The organism is Paenibacillus sp. N3/727 (assembly GCF_022637315.1).
GTDB classification, from domain to species: Bacteria; Bacillota; Bacilli; order Paenibacillales; family Paenibacillaceae; genus Paenibacillus_AQ; species Paenibacillus_AQ uliginis.
This window is the reverse complement of the sequence record NZ_CP093336.1, coordinates 2,743,852-2,757,827: the sequence shown is the minus strand read 5'-3', so window position 1 is coordinate 2,757,827 and position 13,976 is coordinate 2,743,852. Positions and strand designations below refer to the sequence as shown.

Sequence of the window (13,976 nt, the reverse complement as noted above, 5' to 3'; positions counted from 1 at the left end):
TTTGTGGACACATAATAAAAGTTTCACCCGAAAAAAGATTTTTCGAACTCATAAGTTTCATATAGAGGTTCCGATTAACGGAAAGATGCACATATAATAGAACAAAGGGAACCCCGGCGCCCATTAGTGCCTCGAGATTCCCTTCTAATTACCGCCCTCTATCTCACCAGCTGAACGCCGTAATCTATTTTATAATTGCAGCTTTCCGCCCTGTTGCTGCACCACTATGCCGGCAATGACATTCCCCAGCTCACAGGCCTGTTGCAGAGAATACCCTCTGGATAGTCCCGCGATAAAAGCGCCCGTGTGCGCATCACCTGCACCAATCGTGTCGACGACCTTCACCGGCTTCGTCTCGGCAATACCCTCTTCATCCGGTGAGCAGTATAGGGTGCCTTCGCCGCCCAAGGTGACAATAACTGCCTCACCCGTCCGCCGGACCAGCTTGGCGGCTGCATCCTTTGCATCATTTTCCCGCATTATCGCCTTGATCTCGGACTTGTTGGCATGTACGATCGTACCCATGCTGAAGATTCTCTCCAAGATCGACGTCTCCAGAAATTCTCCACGCGGACCCGGATCAAAAACAATCTTCCCGGCCGATTTCCGGCGGCTTAGTGCGTCCAGGATGACGGGACCCGACGTTCCTTCCAATTCGTAGCCGCTGACGTAGAAATAGTCATAGCTGCCGAGATCCAATGTTTCGAACCAGCTGGCATCCCATCGTATTTCAATCCCGGGAATGGTAATGAAAGTCCGCTCTCCGTCACGCTCCACGATCGACAGATTCCAGCCGCTGTCGCCGGAAGCGTCCTCCAGCAGCACGGGCACACCGTCTTTTTGCAGCTGGGCTTTGACGATATCGCCGTAGCTTCCTTTTCCCACCGGAGCAAACAGGTTGTAGTTGACATGCAGCTGGTTCAGTATATTAGATACGTTGTAGGCGCAACCGCCCACAACGGTTTCTTTGTGCTCTGCCATAACATCCTCGGCCGTTTTCGGCAGCTTATCAAGCTGGATGATGACATCGACCACGGCCGCGCCTATAACGAGAATTTTACGGCTTTTGTCTGATTTTGCACGTTCAAGTAAATATTCATTCATGTGATACCCCTCCTTGCTCGGACTTGCCGTTCAACTGACTCAATATAATCGTTGCCACCGCACTCGCCGCGAAAGCGAGCAGCACACCGAGACTGTTATCCTTAAAGATTCCTGTCGCGAACGGGCCGCTGAAGAACGAAGAGTTGGTGAACAGGAAGCCTACAATTACACCGATAATCCAGCTAGTCACACCATTGTAATTAAAAGCTTTGCCCGTAGCATTCTCCAGCAATCCTGCGTCATAGCCCGTCTTGCTGCGCAGCAGCACATAGTCGAACATAAAGGTCGCCGCCCAGGCCGCCAGGCCGATGCCGAGGATACCGAGGAACAACTGGAAATTCATGAGGAAATCCTCCGAAATAAACAGTACATAGACCGGAATCAGAATCATGATCAGGGCGTGAATAGAGATCGCCACTTTATCGCTGACCTTGATATTCAAGGTCTCCATGTTTACACGAGCCGATTTCAGACTGATGATGCACTGCGGAATCAGGCCGCCGAGCGCTGTAATGAAGTACACCACCGTCATCCATTTGGGCAGCGCATTTCCAATGGCCTGAATCGGGTTGGAAGCGGAGACGAGATCCGGCACCGAAGTGCTGAGGAGAATCCCCACGCCCATAATGAAGAACAGCGGAATGAAGGCACCGATCGTCACACTGGAGAATACCTTTTTGCCGGAATTGGTCGGATTCTGGTAAGCGCTGTAGTCAGCGGCGGCAATGGACCAGCTGATGCCCGTTCCCGCAATGATGATGGAGAGCGCCGGCAAAAATCCATTCAGCCAGTCGCCGTTGCTCATACGAAACAATGCCGTCCAATCCGTTTGGGGAATGAGAATGACCAGGATCAGGAAGGTCAATGCCCCAAACACATAGGTGAAGAAAGTTTGTACCTTAACAAGAACATTTTGCCCAAACAGATTCGAAGTCAGAATCAACAGTACAAACAACGCCAGGCTAATAACCGTAAGTACCGCCGATTGCCCCATACCAAACAGTCCAAACAGAGACATTAGGGTCAGTGTTCCTGTAATAACGTTCACTGCTAGCCAGCCTATTAGACTGAGCCAGCCGAGCAGGTTGGGAATATAGTTACCCTTGACACCAAAGACGGCTCTGGACAACACAAAAGTTGTACCCCCCGACTTGAGGCCTGACAGACTTAGATAACCCACAAGCGCAAAAGACAATGCGCCTGCTGCAGCCACCAGCACCGACTGAATAAAGCTTAGATGATAGCTGACAATAAGTGCTCCGTATACGACACCCAGAATGCCGATATTACCGGCAAACCAGATAAAAAACAGTTCCTTGGGACTTCCGGTTCTTTCTGCACGCGAGATAAACAGTTCAGAATTCGAATTGGACATTTTCATATTCCCCCTAAAATTAAGCTTCAGTGAGTTAATGCTGTTCTCTGAACGCAAGAATGTGATTGGCATAGTGGGCCAGATCCACACCGTTGGCTTCGTCAATCAATGCTCTCCAGGCAGGATCAATGGCCTCCGCTCCCGTTTTGGCGCCGCAGATAGCGGCCGCCATCGCTCCGATGGTATCTGTGTCACCGCCCAGATTCGCACACAACAGACTACACCGCTGCGGTTCCTTGGCATAATAAGCAATGGCGAGCGCCGCCGGGACGGATTCACTGGTGATGACACCGCTACCGATGACATCGTAGATGACCTGCAAAAATTTCTCGTCTTGACCTTCATATTGATCAGCGTATTCCAAGGCGAGCTTCAGCCGGGCCGGAAGAGAGGCACTGTAAGTCTCCGCGCCGTATTTCTTCGCTTCCTGATAAGCCGAGACGGCATCCGCCATAATATCCTCCCAGGACTTGTCGGCAATGGCAGCTCCGACTGCTGCGGCAACCATTGAAGCTCCCCCCACAGCCACGTCCGTGGAATGCGTCACTTTACTGATGTCGAACACAAATTTGGACAGCTTCTGATGCTCTTCGGGGAGGAATAATCCGCCAACAGGAGCGATACGCATCGCGGCACCGTTCGTTTCCGCCTTGGAAGTGAACTCGGAAGCATCCTTGCCTTCCTTCAGCGCCAGCAGGGCGGCTTTGGAGCTTGGCCCAAGAATGTTGTTGTCAAAAGCATTCAGTCTATCGGCCCATTCCAGCAGGTGCCGTCCAATCACAGTTGTATCCGGGACGAAATCGCTTTCAATCAGTGCATCAAGGATCAGAAGCGCCTGCGAGGTGTCATCCGTAAATTGGCCGCGGGTAAAGTTGCACGCCACATCATTTTCCTTCGGACCGTCAAGAAAATCCGTAATTGTTCCAAAGTACGCCTTCACCATGTTTCTACCCCACAGCTCCGAAGGCATCCCCATGGCATCACCAATGGCCATTCCGTATAATGCGCCAAGAATTTTATTTTTCATGATTATCTCTCTCCTATCTATTTAAATGCGGCAGTTCTATGATTCCAAACTTTCCCTTTGTTACTCTTTTTCCTTATGTTGTCTTTCAATTCATTCCAAATGATAATCACACATACGGTTGTACGTATGAGTTGTCTTTTAAATGAAGCCGAGATCACTTGGCGTTAGATTTGCGTCACAACTTTAAACTCCACGTTCGGGCCATAAATGACTTCTACCTTTTCCACCTCGGTTCCCTTCTCATCCAGCACACTGCCTTTGGCCATGATCAGCGGGAAATCCCCCTCATATTCGAACAGCTGTCTGGTCCACTTACTGCTGTTAATGGGATGAATACCGAGCGAAGCGTTCTGCGGATAAATACTGTAACGTTGATTCATGATCTGATACAGGGAATGCTCGGAGAAGTCATATTGTTCAATGCCTGGAAAAAGGTTCAAGGGAACATAGGATGTGTCCAGGGTCAACCACTTGATGGTCGTCTCCCTGCGGGTTCCGCGAAGCCGCACCAGATTCATAAAAGATACCCCGTCCAGGTTAACGATCTCCTTCTTCAGGACACGCGAAACGGGAATCTCATTCTTCTTCCGCGCATATTCCGTAAAGCCGCTAAAGTTCCAGATGTTATGCTTCATTTCCCGCAGGCACACGATCGTGCCCTTACCGTGCCTCTTTACCAGAAGCGCTTCGTCCACAAGGCCGTCAATCGCTTTGCGGATCGTGGTCCGCGTGACCTCATACAGCTTCATCATTTCCGTCTCTGAAGGAATCGTCTCTCCTTCCTTGTACTTCCCGCTGATGATATCACTTCGGATCAGGTTCTGTAGTTGAACATACAGCGGAACACTGTCGTGTTTGTTAAGCATATTGCCTCCTTAAACGCAACCACGGAAAAGGAATCAGGTCACAGAACACATCTGCACACGCCTGCTGCTTACAGTGATTTAGCGCTTTCATATCATATGGATAAGCTCATCCATAACTCATACGTATGAGTTAATTTCAATATATCAGGTTCTTTATCTTTTGGCAATAGCCTGATTCCAGCAGCACATCTATGCCGCCGAGCCTTTTACCGCCTCGGTTATAAACCACACCACATGATTTAGCAATCTAAATGAGACAAGAAATGTATTGAAGGACGCTTCAATATCAAACTATAAAATTAACAATAACGTCTGCTATCTATCGTAAACGCTATTTAATAATTGATTTTCTCGAACATCTCATCAATGACAGGTACGTAAAAATCAATTATGTTAGCTATACCCATAACTTTTCAAATAGCTAACGGAATACTTCTATTAGAGAATGGAATGATATTGCTCTGATAGATGGATTATGACTCGTGTGACAGGTGAATTAATACATCGTCCACTCTCTTTATAAACATTTTGAGATGAACCGATTGCATTTGGTGTATAAGGGAGACGTCTTTGAAACTTGCTAGATAGTGAAATGAGTAAATAACTGTGAATCGAACCATATCAGTGATAATGAATGCGGAGGGAATACACTATTATTCTTTTTCATATAGAGCGCTTTAAGCATCGATTCTAATGCTCGGTCACTTAATATAAAGCAAACATGGGGTGAGTTCTGCTATATAAAGGGAACTGTGAAATGCATATGGATCTGTGAGAGATCATGTTGTTTATGAATGGCCTATTTAGAATCTCAAGAAGTTGATACTGTCGTTAAATACAACACGTACCACAAAGAGAAATGCAAAGCATGGAAGACGAATAATGGAAAAATCGACAATTGGACATATGACCATAACGGAACCTGAAAGTGTGTTCGGACAAATAAAGAACAACGGGGATTCCGGCGTTTTTTGCTTCGGGGCTTGCAAAAAGTTAGCCTTGAGATCGGGTGGCTTTCGCTCCCATAATCTATTAAAGCAATCCACAATGGACCAGAAATTAAAAATAGCAGGTCAAGGATAACTCCCTTGACCTGCTATTTTTAGTGAATCAGTCTCTTTTTCAGCAAATTAGGTGTCTCATCAGAAGATTAAATATGCTAAAGGAATCTGCACGCGGGAGATTCAAGACCACCTAAATAATCTGTATGGTATTGAGGTCTCTCCAATCTTCATCTCCAACGCCACAAACAAGATTGTTCCCCTCATTGTACGCTCCTGGAGAAACAACTGGGATGAAATCGCAACCTTTTTTAAATACCCAGCAGAAATCCATAAAGTATCGGCAATAATGAACACGTTGAAATCATTAAAGGAGTAGCAATAAGCTGATCGAAACTGAAAGTTAAATAATTATAAATACTACACTTGTTTCCTTTAATATAGTGTCCTTTTACGTGATTAATGATCTAATGTATATTTTGCAGTTCCTGATCAATAATAAAAAATCCTCATGAATTGAGACCTCTTCTATCTTTGCTAAATAAATCATTTTAATATCAATCCAGCAGCCCAAAAGCTTCTAAGTTGAGCTGACTTTCTGAACTGACACCTGCCTCATCACGCAGAGTAACCAACGCTTGTTGCAAATCCTCTTTTTTCACGTAAACATAGGGACTTTTCCAACTGGACTCCAACTGTAATGAACGAATATGATTCGGTTTGATTTTCGGGAAATTATAGACCCATTGTTGAAGATCAGATTCAGGAATATCAGACTTCACATTTTCACCGATAATGTCCAATACATTTCCCCATTGGGAAATCCCTTGAAAATCCCCCAATTTCTCAATGATCTGCTTGATCACTTGCTGCTGCCGATCGTTACGTGCGAAATCGGAGGACTCCCGAGTTCCTTGATTTGATTTACGATACCTGACATAGTCGAGCACTTGTTGACCATTAAGAGTCTGCAAGCCCTTTTTTAAATCGATATGCGTTCCGTCTGCGGAATCGTTATATTTCATATCCATGTCGACATCGATTTCCAGTCCGCCAAGCGCGTCCACGGTCTGCCGTAAGGCATCAAAATTCAACACGACCATATGATCAATCGGAAAACCTAGCAAATCAGAGAAAAAACGTTTTGTATTAGGAATAGCCTCTGACTTATCCTTTATATAGTAATAAGCATAATAATAATTGGATTTACGAGAAGGCAATGATTTAGGTTTTAGCAGCAGATCACGCGGCAAGGACAACATACTAGCAGAATGGGTTTGTGGATTGAAACTGACAAGCATAAGAACATCTGTATTCATCACCCCATCAGCACCATCCCGACTATCTACACCCGCCAAAAGAAAGGTCATAGGTTGAATCGATTCCTTCTTTACATTACCGATCGGATCATCAGCCAGCTTTGGAGCTGCCACACGTTGAATCGCAGCATCCGCCTTATAATATATATACCCCACATAGATTCCAACTCCAAGTATCAGGGCAATTATGACAAGGTAAATGATCATCATAACTTTACGAATTGCTTTTCTCTTGGGTTTAGTAGACATAATTTCCTCCACTTAATTCTAGTAATATTCAATTTTTGAGTTTAGAAGCTTTTTTATAACCTTTCCAAATATTTTTCTCGATTTTTTCATAAAGATCGATGCTAGCGTTCAAACATTTATGAGCTACAGACCATCGATGAACCATTTGATAAATCATAAATGCACTAATTACACCAATGAATGCTCCCGTGATGACATCGGAAGGATAATGAACACCATTCCAGATTCGGGAAAATGAAATCAAACCTGCCAATACAAGCCAAATTACGCCATCTTTCTTACGAAACAACCATATACCTGTTGCGATTACAAAGGCCCCAATCGAATGATTACTTGGAAATGAAGCGTTAGCGGAATGTTCAATTAATTGGTTAACCGTATGATGGACAAAAGGCCTATCCCTATAAAAAAAATGAGAAAGTATACTACCAGCACCAAATCCAACACAAGCTGACAAGAGAGTTGTTATCACCATTTGCCTGTTCTTATGTATGCGAGTAAACCAATAAACAATAATCCCCAGGTAAAAGAAGTACTCTGCTTTTTCTGATAAAAATCGCATAAATGGATTTAATGCAGAGAATGTTACTGCCATTTGATTGATGAATTGAAATACGAAATCATCCGTTTGAGATATGCCCAATTTCATAACCTGCTTTCTATTTCTGTAATAATAAGGTTGGTCTCTAGTTCATTCTATATAGATATCGTCTTTATGAAATTTGACACTTAACACCAAGCCAATCGCAATCATATTACTAAGTAGTGAGCTACCTCCATAACTTATGAACGGTAAGGAAATACCCGTCAGGGGTACCAAACCGATATGCATGCCTATATTAACGAAAATTTGAAAGACTAACATTCCTATAAGCCCGGTAACAAGATATGACCCTGCAAGTTCTCTACTATCCTTGACGATATGAACCATACGATACATGAGAAGGAAATATAGCAACAACAGCACCGCAGAACCCAAAAAACCATATTCCTCGCCTATGACCACATAGATCGAATCGGAATACGCATAAGGAATAAATCCTCTACGTAAAAAAGATTCGTCACTTCCAGTCAATCCTCCCAAAGCTATCGCATACTTCGCGTTTTTAACATGCCATGATTTATCGGGATCGCTGGCTGGGTCAAGAAAAGTCTGAATTCTTGACATTTGATGAGGCTCTACAATCTTGGATAACAATTCGAAATTGGCATAGTATAGCCATAATATTATGCCTACCGTAATGATCATAATACTGATGAACAGAATCATATATAATGAACGGATGTTACCGATCCACAGCATACTAAGCAGTGCACCCACAAAGACGAGAGAAGTGCCTAAATCGGGCTGCTGCATGATTAAGATGATAGGAATCATGAAAATGATACAAATCGGTAATATATCTTGGAAAATACGTAGCTGGGCTCCCTCTCGCTTACCTAATAAATGAGCAATCAGAAGCACTGTAAATAATTTAGCTAATTCAGAAGGTTGAAGCTGAAAGTTTCCAATACTTAGCCAACGAACAGCACCATTAATGTTCTCACCGGTAAACTTGACAAGAACTAGCATCCCTATGCCAATTCCATAGAGAAGGTAGGATATCTTACCTAACAGAATTCTATAATCTAACAATGCGAGAACAAGCATCGGAATGCAGAATGCACCGAATAGATATAAATAACTAATGTGAAGGCCTTCTAATTTCGTATCCACTGTGGCTCCATAAATAGCAATCGTACCTATGGCAACAAGACACAATATAATGAAAAGCATGAATTTATCCAGTTTTGCAATTATGTGTGTGATAATCATAGGAAAACCTCTATTTTGTATGAATTTCTGTAGGAATCCCACTAAAAATGAACATCACAAATAATCCGATGAGCGAAAATACGCCTTGTTTCATGACGTAGTGCCACGGACTATTGTGTTTTATGATGACACCTCCCTCATTTTAACTACAATCCTTGGGAAGGATACTCAAGTTCGAACTTACCATGATATTCCTCTTTGGATAACAGCTTCAATTTATCTTCACTCAAGCCATAAATGTCCAGACCATTTCCTGCAGCCCCTAATGACCAGCCAAGCACGAGCTCGGATCGACCGTCCTGATCGATATCTGGAAATCCAGCATACTCCAAGCCGTAACCAAAGCCCTTGACTTCCGAGACCATTTGCCACTCCTCATTATCTTGCTTAAATAGCGCCGCTTTCAACATTTTACCTGTCGCTTTATTCTCTTCATATACAACGACAGCTTCATCGATACCGTCCCCATCCATGTCTCCGAACGAGATGTCATTACCGTCTTTTCCCTGCGTGGGGACTAACAATTGAACCTCGTCAGGCAGTAATTTGATAAGTTCATGGTTGATTTTGTCTCGCTGAATACTTGCTTCTGATAATGGAGGCTTAATCATATCTACTGGTGTTGCGGGAATCCCACATCCTCCGAGCAACAATAACGTAGTCGATATGAAACCTATTCTAATGAGTTTGTTGAGCATTCTGATTACCAACTCCTCGATTGTCAAGGTTATTTACTATTCTATCTTTGAAAGGGAACGAAGTGGTTATGAAATAGTTAAATTTTATTTTTCTTTTACCGGCAAGTAGATCTGGACTTTCGTACCCTTACCTACCTCACTAATTATGCGTAATTCTCCATGATGTAACTTAATGATCTCATCTGATATGGATAGACCCAGACCACTCCCAGGTGCATGTGGATCTACTTTGTAGAATTTTTGCAGCACATTCTCTAGATCCTCCTCTGCGATTCCTGAGCCAGTGTCCTCAACGGTAATAACGACTTGTCCTAGAGATGTATGAGCGTGTAGAAGAATTCGACCAGAGGTATCTGTAAATTTGAGCGAATTATCAATTAAATTAATCAGTACTTGCTTCAATCGATTCTCGTCTGCTTGAATGGTAGGGAGATTCTCGTCTGCTTGTATTTCGAGTGAAACTCCTTGCCGAACAGCTCTTGGAGCAAGCTGTCTACCCACATGATGCAATAATTCTGATAGATAGACAGGTGCTGAGTGTATGACAATTCTTCCGTTATCCAGTTTAGAGAAATCTAACAGTTCTTCCACCATACGAGTTAACCTGTCGCTTTCTGATTCAATAATAGCAAATCCTTCTTTAAGGATTTGCTCGTTGTGATTCCCACTCGATTTCAGCGTGATGACCCAGCCTTTAATTGACGTTAATGGCGTTCGTAGTTCATGGGACACGGATGAAATGAAATCGTTTTTTAGCTGTTCGCTCTTCAAAATTCTACCTGCCATCATATTTAACGTATCAGCCAGAGAACCCAGCTCATCCTGATATCGTTTATGTACTCTTATGCTGAAGTCTCCTTCTGTCATCTGATCTGCTGCCTGTTTAAGATCCTTAATTGATCTCGTGATGGTCCGAGACAACAATAGTCCAAGAACGGTAACAATCGCAAGAACAAGCAGTCCCACACAGATCAGTACGACTGCAATACGATTAACCGTATGTAGTGTTTCAGTTAAGGAAGTGACAAATCTGACTTCTCCCACGATAATATCATGGGCTCGTAAGGGAAAAGATACCGCTAATACCGCTTCTTGAGTGGAAGAGTCCTTTCCTCTCCAAGTGCCGGGTTGTCCTTGGAGTGCAGTTCGTACATCTAAATACGTAGTCATGTCATTGCCGCCTGGAAGTCCGGTAGAGTCCTGCAAAAGTCGGCCTGAGGAATTAATAATCTGCACTTGCGCATCCGAGTTATGTGCAAACCCCTTCAATAATCGATACGATTGTTTCTCCAGATCTTCTTCGGCAAAATATTGCTCAAAAAAAGAAGCAGACAGCTCCGCTTGATTCATCAGAATCCGCTCTACATTATGAAGATAATAATATCTCACGTAAACCATGAGAAAAATCTCAAGAATGAGAACAGTGATAAAGATGACCACAAGATAACTTCCTACTAATCTTTTCTGAATACCCACTTCTTAACCGTCCTTCCTGAAGCGGTATCCCACTCCCCATACCGTTTCGATCCAATGTGGGTTGGAGCCATCATCTTCAATCTTTTCCCGTAACTTTCGCACATGAACATCTACTGTTTTAGGATCTCCAATATAATCCTCTCCCCATACGAGATTTAATAATTCATTCCGGGATAGTGCTGTATCGGGATGTTCTAGAAAAGTTCTAACTAGTTGAAATTCCTTCGGCGTTAATTCAATAAAAATGTCATGTTTGAACACTTTATTCGAATTCAGATCCATCCGAATTGGACCGGATTGAATCACGGATCTTTGCGGTTTTAGAGCAGTTTCTGTTCGGCGCAATATCGCTTTAATTCGTGCTACAAGCTCTAACGGATTAAATGGTTTGACAATATAATCATCAGCACCGATTTCTAGTCCTTTGATTTTGTCCAGATCTTGTCCGCGTGCAGTTAAAAAGACGATGATGACCGCAGGCTCTATCTCTCTTAACTGTCGGCAGATTTCAAATCCATCAGCATCTGGCAGCATAATGTCCAGGACAACAACATCGGGTCTATTCGCAGTGAAGAGTTGTATCGCTTCTCCTCCAAATGCAGCCTCACTCACCACAAATCCGTTATTAATTAAATTAATCGATACAAAACGTCTAATATGTGCATCATCTTCAACAATAAGTACTTGATTACGATTAACGGTATCTATAGCTTCCGCCCCCATAGCTCGATTTCTAACAAGAAAAATGCAAAAAAGCTCTCTCCGTAAAGAGACAGCCTTGAACTCAGATCCATATTCTTACTTGAGTAATTATTACATGTGGATATTACTCCAAATTGATCAACTTGTCAAAAGCTTCTACCGACCAAGGAAACCTGTCAACTGGGTGCAAAACGGACCTTATGCGACCTCCTACTGATCTTCCTTCGGTTCCAATGTCATTTTCTTCGATAAATATACAGCAACGAAAACCGCCGTAATACCGCCCACTAGTTTACCGACAATCATCGGGAAAATCATTTCTCTAGCTACTCCTGCTGTAAAGCCAAGGTGATCGCCAAACACAAATGCAGCTGATACAGCGAAAGCCACATTTATAACTTTGCCCCGGGCATCCATATCCTTCATCATGTTAAACATCGGGATGACGTTGGCGAGCGTTGCTACCATACCCGCTGCCGCAACCTCGTTCATGCCTAACATCTTACCCATTTTCATTAACGGCTTATTGAACACCTTTGTAATAACAAATACCATCGTAAAGGCGCCTGCCAGTACAATCGCAATATCACCTACGATCTCGATACCTTCTCCAATAGGAGCAAGGCCAGGAATGATTGTGATCCCTGTTAGCTGCTGTACAATGGCGGCTGCAAGTCCTAATGTTGCCACAATGACGATGAATTGTCCGAAAATGGTGAAGCCCTTAATCATACCGTCAGGAATTTTCCAAAGACCAAGTACGATTAATACTGCGAATAGGATGATTGGAACCAGGTTGGATAGAATCATGCCGATGGAGAAACCGGCAACAAGCCCCCCTACCAAGCAGCCAAGCGGAATCGTAACGATACCAGCCAGTACACCGGTAGCCAAGAACTTCTGATCTTCCTTTCTGATTATGCCAAGCGCAACCGGAATGATAAACACGATCGTCGGTCCGAGCATTGCACCCAAAATAGCTCCGGCAAACAGGCCCGCCTGTGGATCCTTCGCCAGTTCAAGAGCGAGTGAAAAACCGCCCATGTCATTTGCTAACAGCGTAGTCGCAAACATCGAGGGATCTGCGCCGAGCGCGGTATATAGCGGTACGACAATCGGGCTTAACAGTTTGGCCAAAACAGGGGACAGTGATATGATCCCTACCATCGCCAGTGTTAAAGCTCCCATTGCCATAATACCTTCTTCAAATTGCTGACCTAACCCAAACTTACTCCCGATACTTTTGTCTAGCGCACCGAGAATCATGAAAAAAACCATTAAGTAAATAATGATTTCATTAATTTCCATGATTGTTGTCCTCCATTCTTATTAGAACTGTTAATACAAGCCGCATTTCATTTATGAGCAAGCTCCAGCGAATCGACGATGCCTACGATGACCGCATCAACTGGCACGTCTGCGGCAGCTAGCGAGGTTCTGGCAGCGCCTCCTCTCGTAACTAGCACGGTGTCGCCGATGCCTGCGCCCGCATTATCTGCTGCTACGAAATAATCGTGCTGAACCGGATTACCATAGGAAATCGGCTTGATTACAAGGAAAGTCAGTCCATTCAGCTTCTTATCTTTTCGGGTAGCCCATAAACTACCCACAACTTCTCCTACAATCATCGTTTCACCTCACCCATTACCTTCTACGTACACGCATCTGATGCGTATGCAAATAGTCTTGCGCCAGCGGTGTAATAATACTGTGCCGGCCAACTACGATCTCTTTCACGTTTTGAAGACGGTATTTTTTCACATCAGCTTCGGTAATAACTTTGCTTGTTAATATTTCCAATTGGGGAATTATGTCAACGCGGGTATCCTCGCTGTGTACTTCTTCTTGATTCTCTGCTAATCGTTCATCTTCCAGACAAGCACTCAGCAGGTCCGATTCCCGTGCTATCTTAATACCATAGCTTTGGAGTTTATTTGCAGAGCCGTCATACAGCTTGTACAGCATAACAGGAGATGTTTGCTTATATTTCCTGTAAAGCAGCCCTTCCTCCAGAACAACAACCCTTTTCCCTTTTAGCAGCATAGTCAGTACAAAACGTTCACGTGCACTTGCGCTTATGCCATTAGCTAAATAAGACAGCAGCCCAATGCACATCTTCGGAATAAGTAGCAGATCGCAATCTCTGACCGATTCGTCGTAATAGCGCACCTCGTAGTATGGATTCAGAATTCTCTCCAGCACAGGAACAGGCTCTGTAGACAGAAGGATCGCTTTTTTACTGATCGCAATCGACTCAGTCGTCTGTGCCCGCTGCAGCCTCTTTATCACTTCGGCCGCTACCGCTTCAATGAGTGCTGTCCGATCCAGAGCTTGAATGTTCAT

Annotated in this window: 13 protein-coding genes and 2 pseudogenes; 2 read left to right on the top strand and 13 right to left on the bottom strand. The window is 43.9% G+C overall.

What is annotated here, in order from left to right; translation table 11 throughout:
- Nucleotides 1-189: 189 nt before the first annotated feature.
- From MNQ98_RS12545 to MNQ98_RS12530, 4 genes are all read right to left on the bottom strand, one after another.
- Nucleotides 190-1,104, bottom strand: coding sequence for a PfkB family carbohydrate kinase (locus tag MNQ98_RS12545; protein WP_241933462.1), 915 nt, complete (start codon nucleotides 1,102-1,104; stop codon nucleotides 190-192).
- Complete coding sequence (locus MNQ98_RS12540; RefSeq protein ID WP_241933461.1) at nucleotides 1,097-2,479, bottom strand: purine-cytosine permease family protein; 1,383 nt, start codon at nucleotides 2,477-2,479, stop codon at nucleotides 1,097-1,099. The genes MNQ98_RS12545 and MNQ98_RS12540 overlap by 8 nt, the downstream gene beginning before the upstream one ends.
- A gap of 34 nt (nucleotides 2,480-2,513) precedes the next feature.
- The gene (locus MNQ98_RS12535) at nucleotides 2,514-3,506 is read right to left on the bottom strand and encodes an ADP-ribosylglycohydrolase family protein (RefSeq protein WP_241933460.1); all 993 of its coding nucleotides are present in this window, start codon (nucleotides 3,504-3,506) and stop codon (nucleotides 2,514-2,516) included.
- Between the two features lie 164 nt (nucleotides 3,507-3,670).
- Complete coding sequence (locus MNQ98_RS12530) at nucleotides 3,671-4,372, bottom strand: GntR family transcriptional regulator (RefSeq protein ID WP_241933459.1); 702 nt, start codon at nucleotides 4,370-4,372, stop codon at nucleotides 3,671-3,673.
- Nucleotides 4,373-5,169: 797 nt separating this feature from the next.
- Here MNQ98_RS12530 and MNQ98_RS29860 point away from each other — a divergent pair.
- Both MNQ98_RS29860 and MNQ98_RS12525 read left to right on the top strand, forming a co-directional pair.
- A pseudogene (locus MNQ98_RS29860) lies at nucleotides 5,170-5,455 on the top strand (transposase); the annotation flags it as partial.
- 72 nt (nucleotides 5,456-5,527) lie between these two features.
- A pseudogene (locus MNQ98_RS12525) lies at nucleotides 5,528-5,659 on the top strand (transposase); the annotation flags it as partial.
- Nucleotides 5,660-5,930: 271 nt separating this feature from the next.
- Here the strand turns inward: MNQ98_RS12525 and MNQ98_RS12520 are convergent.
- From MNQ98_RS12520 to MNQ98_RS12480, 9 genes are all read right to left on the bottom strand, one after another.
- Nucleotides 5,931-6,941: an LCP family protein gene (locus tag MNQ98_RS12520; protein WP_241933458.1), complete on the bottom strand. Its 1,011-nt coding sequence runs from the start codon at nucleotides 6,939-6,941 to the stop codon at nucleotides 5,931-5,933.
- 28 nt (nucleotides 6,942-6,969) lie between these two features.
- Nucleotides 6,970-7,590 carry an undecaprenyl-diphosphatase gene (locus tag MNQ98_RS12515; RefSeq protein ID WP_241933457.1) on the bottom strand — a complete coding sequence of 207 codons (621 nt, stop codon included), beginning with the start codon at nucleotides 7,588-7,590 and terminating at the stop codon, nucleotides 6,970-6,972.
- A gap of 42 nt (nucleotides 7,591-7,632) precedes the next feature.
- The gene (locus MNQ98_RS12510) at nucleotides 7,633-8,757 is read right to left on the bottom strand and encodes an FtsW/RodA/SpoVE family cell cycle protein (protein WP_241933456.1); all 1,125 of its coding nucleotides are present in this window, start codon (nucleotides 8,755-8,757) and stop codon (nucleotides 7,633-7,635) included.
- A 146-nt stretch (nucleotides 8,758-8,903) separates the two neighbouring features.
- Nucleotides 8,904-9,455 carry a hypothetical protein gene (locus MNQ98_RS12505; protein ID WP_241933455.1) on the bottom strand — a complete coding sequence of 184 codons (552 nt, stop codon included), beginning with the start codon at nucleotides 9,453-9,455 and terminating at the stop codon, nucleotides 8,904-8,906.
- An 84-nt stretch (nucleotides 9,456-9,539) separates the two neighbouring features.
- Entirely contained in the window at nucleotides 9,540-10,931 is a 1,392-nt protein-coding gene (locus MNQ98_RS12500; RefSeq protein ID WP_241933454.1) for a sensor histidine kinase, read from the bottom strand.
- 3 nt (nucleotides 10,932-10,934) lie between these two features.
- Complete coding sequence (locus MNQ98_RS12495; RefSeq protein ID WP_241933453.1) at nucleotides 10,935-11,654, bottom strand: response regulator transcription factor; 720 nt, start codon at nucleotides 11,652-11,654, stop codon at nucleotides 10,935-10,937.
- 189 nt (nucleotides 11,655-11,843) lie between these two features.
- Nucleotides 11,844-12,941: an ethanolamine utilization protein EutH gene (eutH, locus tag MNQ98_RS12490; protein ID WP_241933452.1), complete on the bottom strand. Its 1,098-nt coding sequence runs from the start codon at nucleotides 12,939-12,941 to the stop codon at nucleotides 11,844-11,846.
- A gap of 47 nt (nucleotides 12,942-12,988) precedes the next feature.
- Nucleotides 12,989-13,261 (bottom strand): EutN/CcmL family microcompartment protein, encoded by a 273-nt coding sequence (locus MNQ98_RS12485; RefSeq protein ID WP_241933451.1) that lies wholly within the window; start codon nucleotides 13,259-13,261, stop codon nucleotides 12,989-12,991.
- A gap of 16 nt (nucleotides 13,262-13,277) precedes the next feature.
- Nucleotides 13,278-13,976 carry an ethanolamine utilization protein gene (locus tag MNQ98_RS12480; RefSeq protein ID WP_241933450.1) on the bottom strand — a complete coding sequence of 233 codons (699 nt, stop codon included), beginning with the start codon at nucleotides 13,974-13,976 and terminating at the stop codon, nucleotides 13,278-13,280.

Coding starts and splice junctions, on each gene's coding strand:
- MNQ98_RS12510 (WP_241933456.1), bottom strand. CDS start 8,757: ATGATTATCACACACATAATTGCAAAACTGGATAAATTCATGCTTTTC.
- eutH (WP_241933452.1), bottom strand. CDS start 12,941: ATGGAAATTAATGAAATCATTATTTACTTAATGGTTTTTTTCATGATT.
- MNQ98_RS12495 (WP_241933453.1), bottom strand. CDS start 11,654: ATGGGGGCGGAAGCTATAGATACCGTTAATCGTAATCAAGTACTTATT.
- MNQ98_RS12505 (WP_241933455.1), bottom strand. CDS start 9,455: ATGCTCAACAAACTCATTAGAATAGGTTTCATATCGACTACGTTATTG.
- MNQ98_RS12520 (WP_241933458.1), bottom strand. CDS start 6,941: ATGTCTACTAAACCCAAGAGAAAAGCAATTCGTAAAGTTATGATGATC.
- MNQ98_RS12540 (WP_241933461.1), bottom strand. CDS start 2,479: ATGTCCAATTCGAATTCTGAACTGTTTATCTCGCGTGCAGAAAGAACC.
- MNQ98_RS12545 (WP_241933462.1), bottom strand. CDS start 1,104: ATGAATGAATATTTACTTGAACGTGCAAAATCAGACAAAAGCCGTAAA.
- MNQ98_RS12530 (WP_241933459.1), bottom strand. CDS start 4,372: ATGCTTAACAAACACGACAGTGTTCCGCTGTATGTTCAACTACAGAAC.
- MNQ98_RS12515 (WP_241933457.1), bottom strand. CDS start 7,590: ATGAAATTGGGCATATCTCAAACGGATGATTTCGTATTTCAATTCATC.
- MNQ98_RS12485 (WP_241933451.1), bottom strand. CDS start 13,261: ATGATTGTAGGAGAAGTTGTGGGTAGTTTATGGGCTACCCGAAAAGAT.
- MNQ98_RS12535 (WP_241933460.1), bottom strand. CDS start 3,506: ATGAAAAATAAAATTCTTGGCGCATTATACGGAATGGCCATTGGTGAT.
- MNQ98_RS12480 (WP_241933450.1), bottom strand. CDS start 13,976: ATGAACATTCAAGCTCTGGATCGGACAGCACTCATTGAAGCGGTAGCG.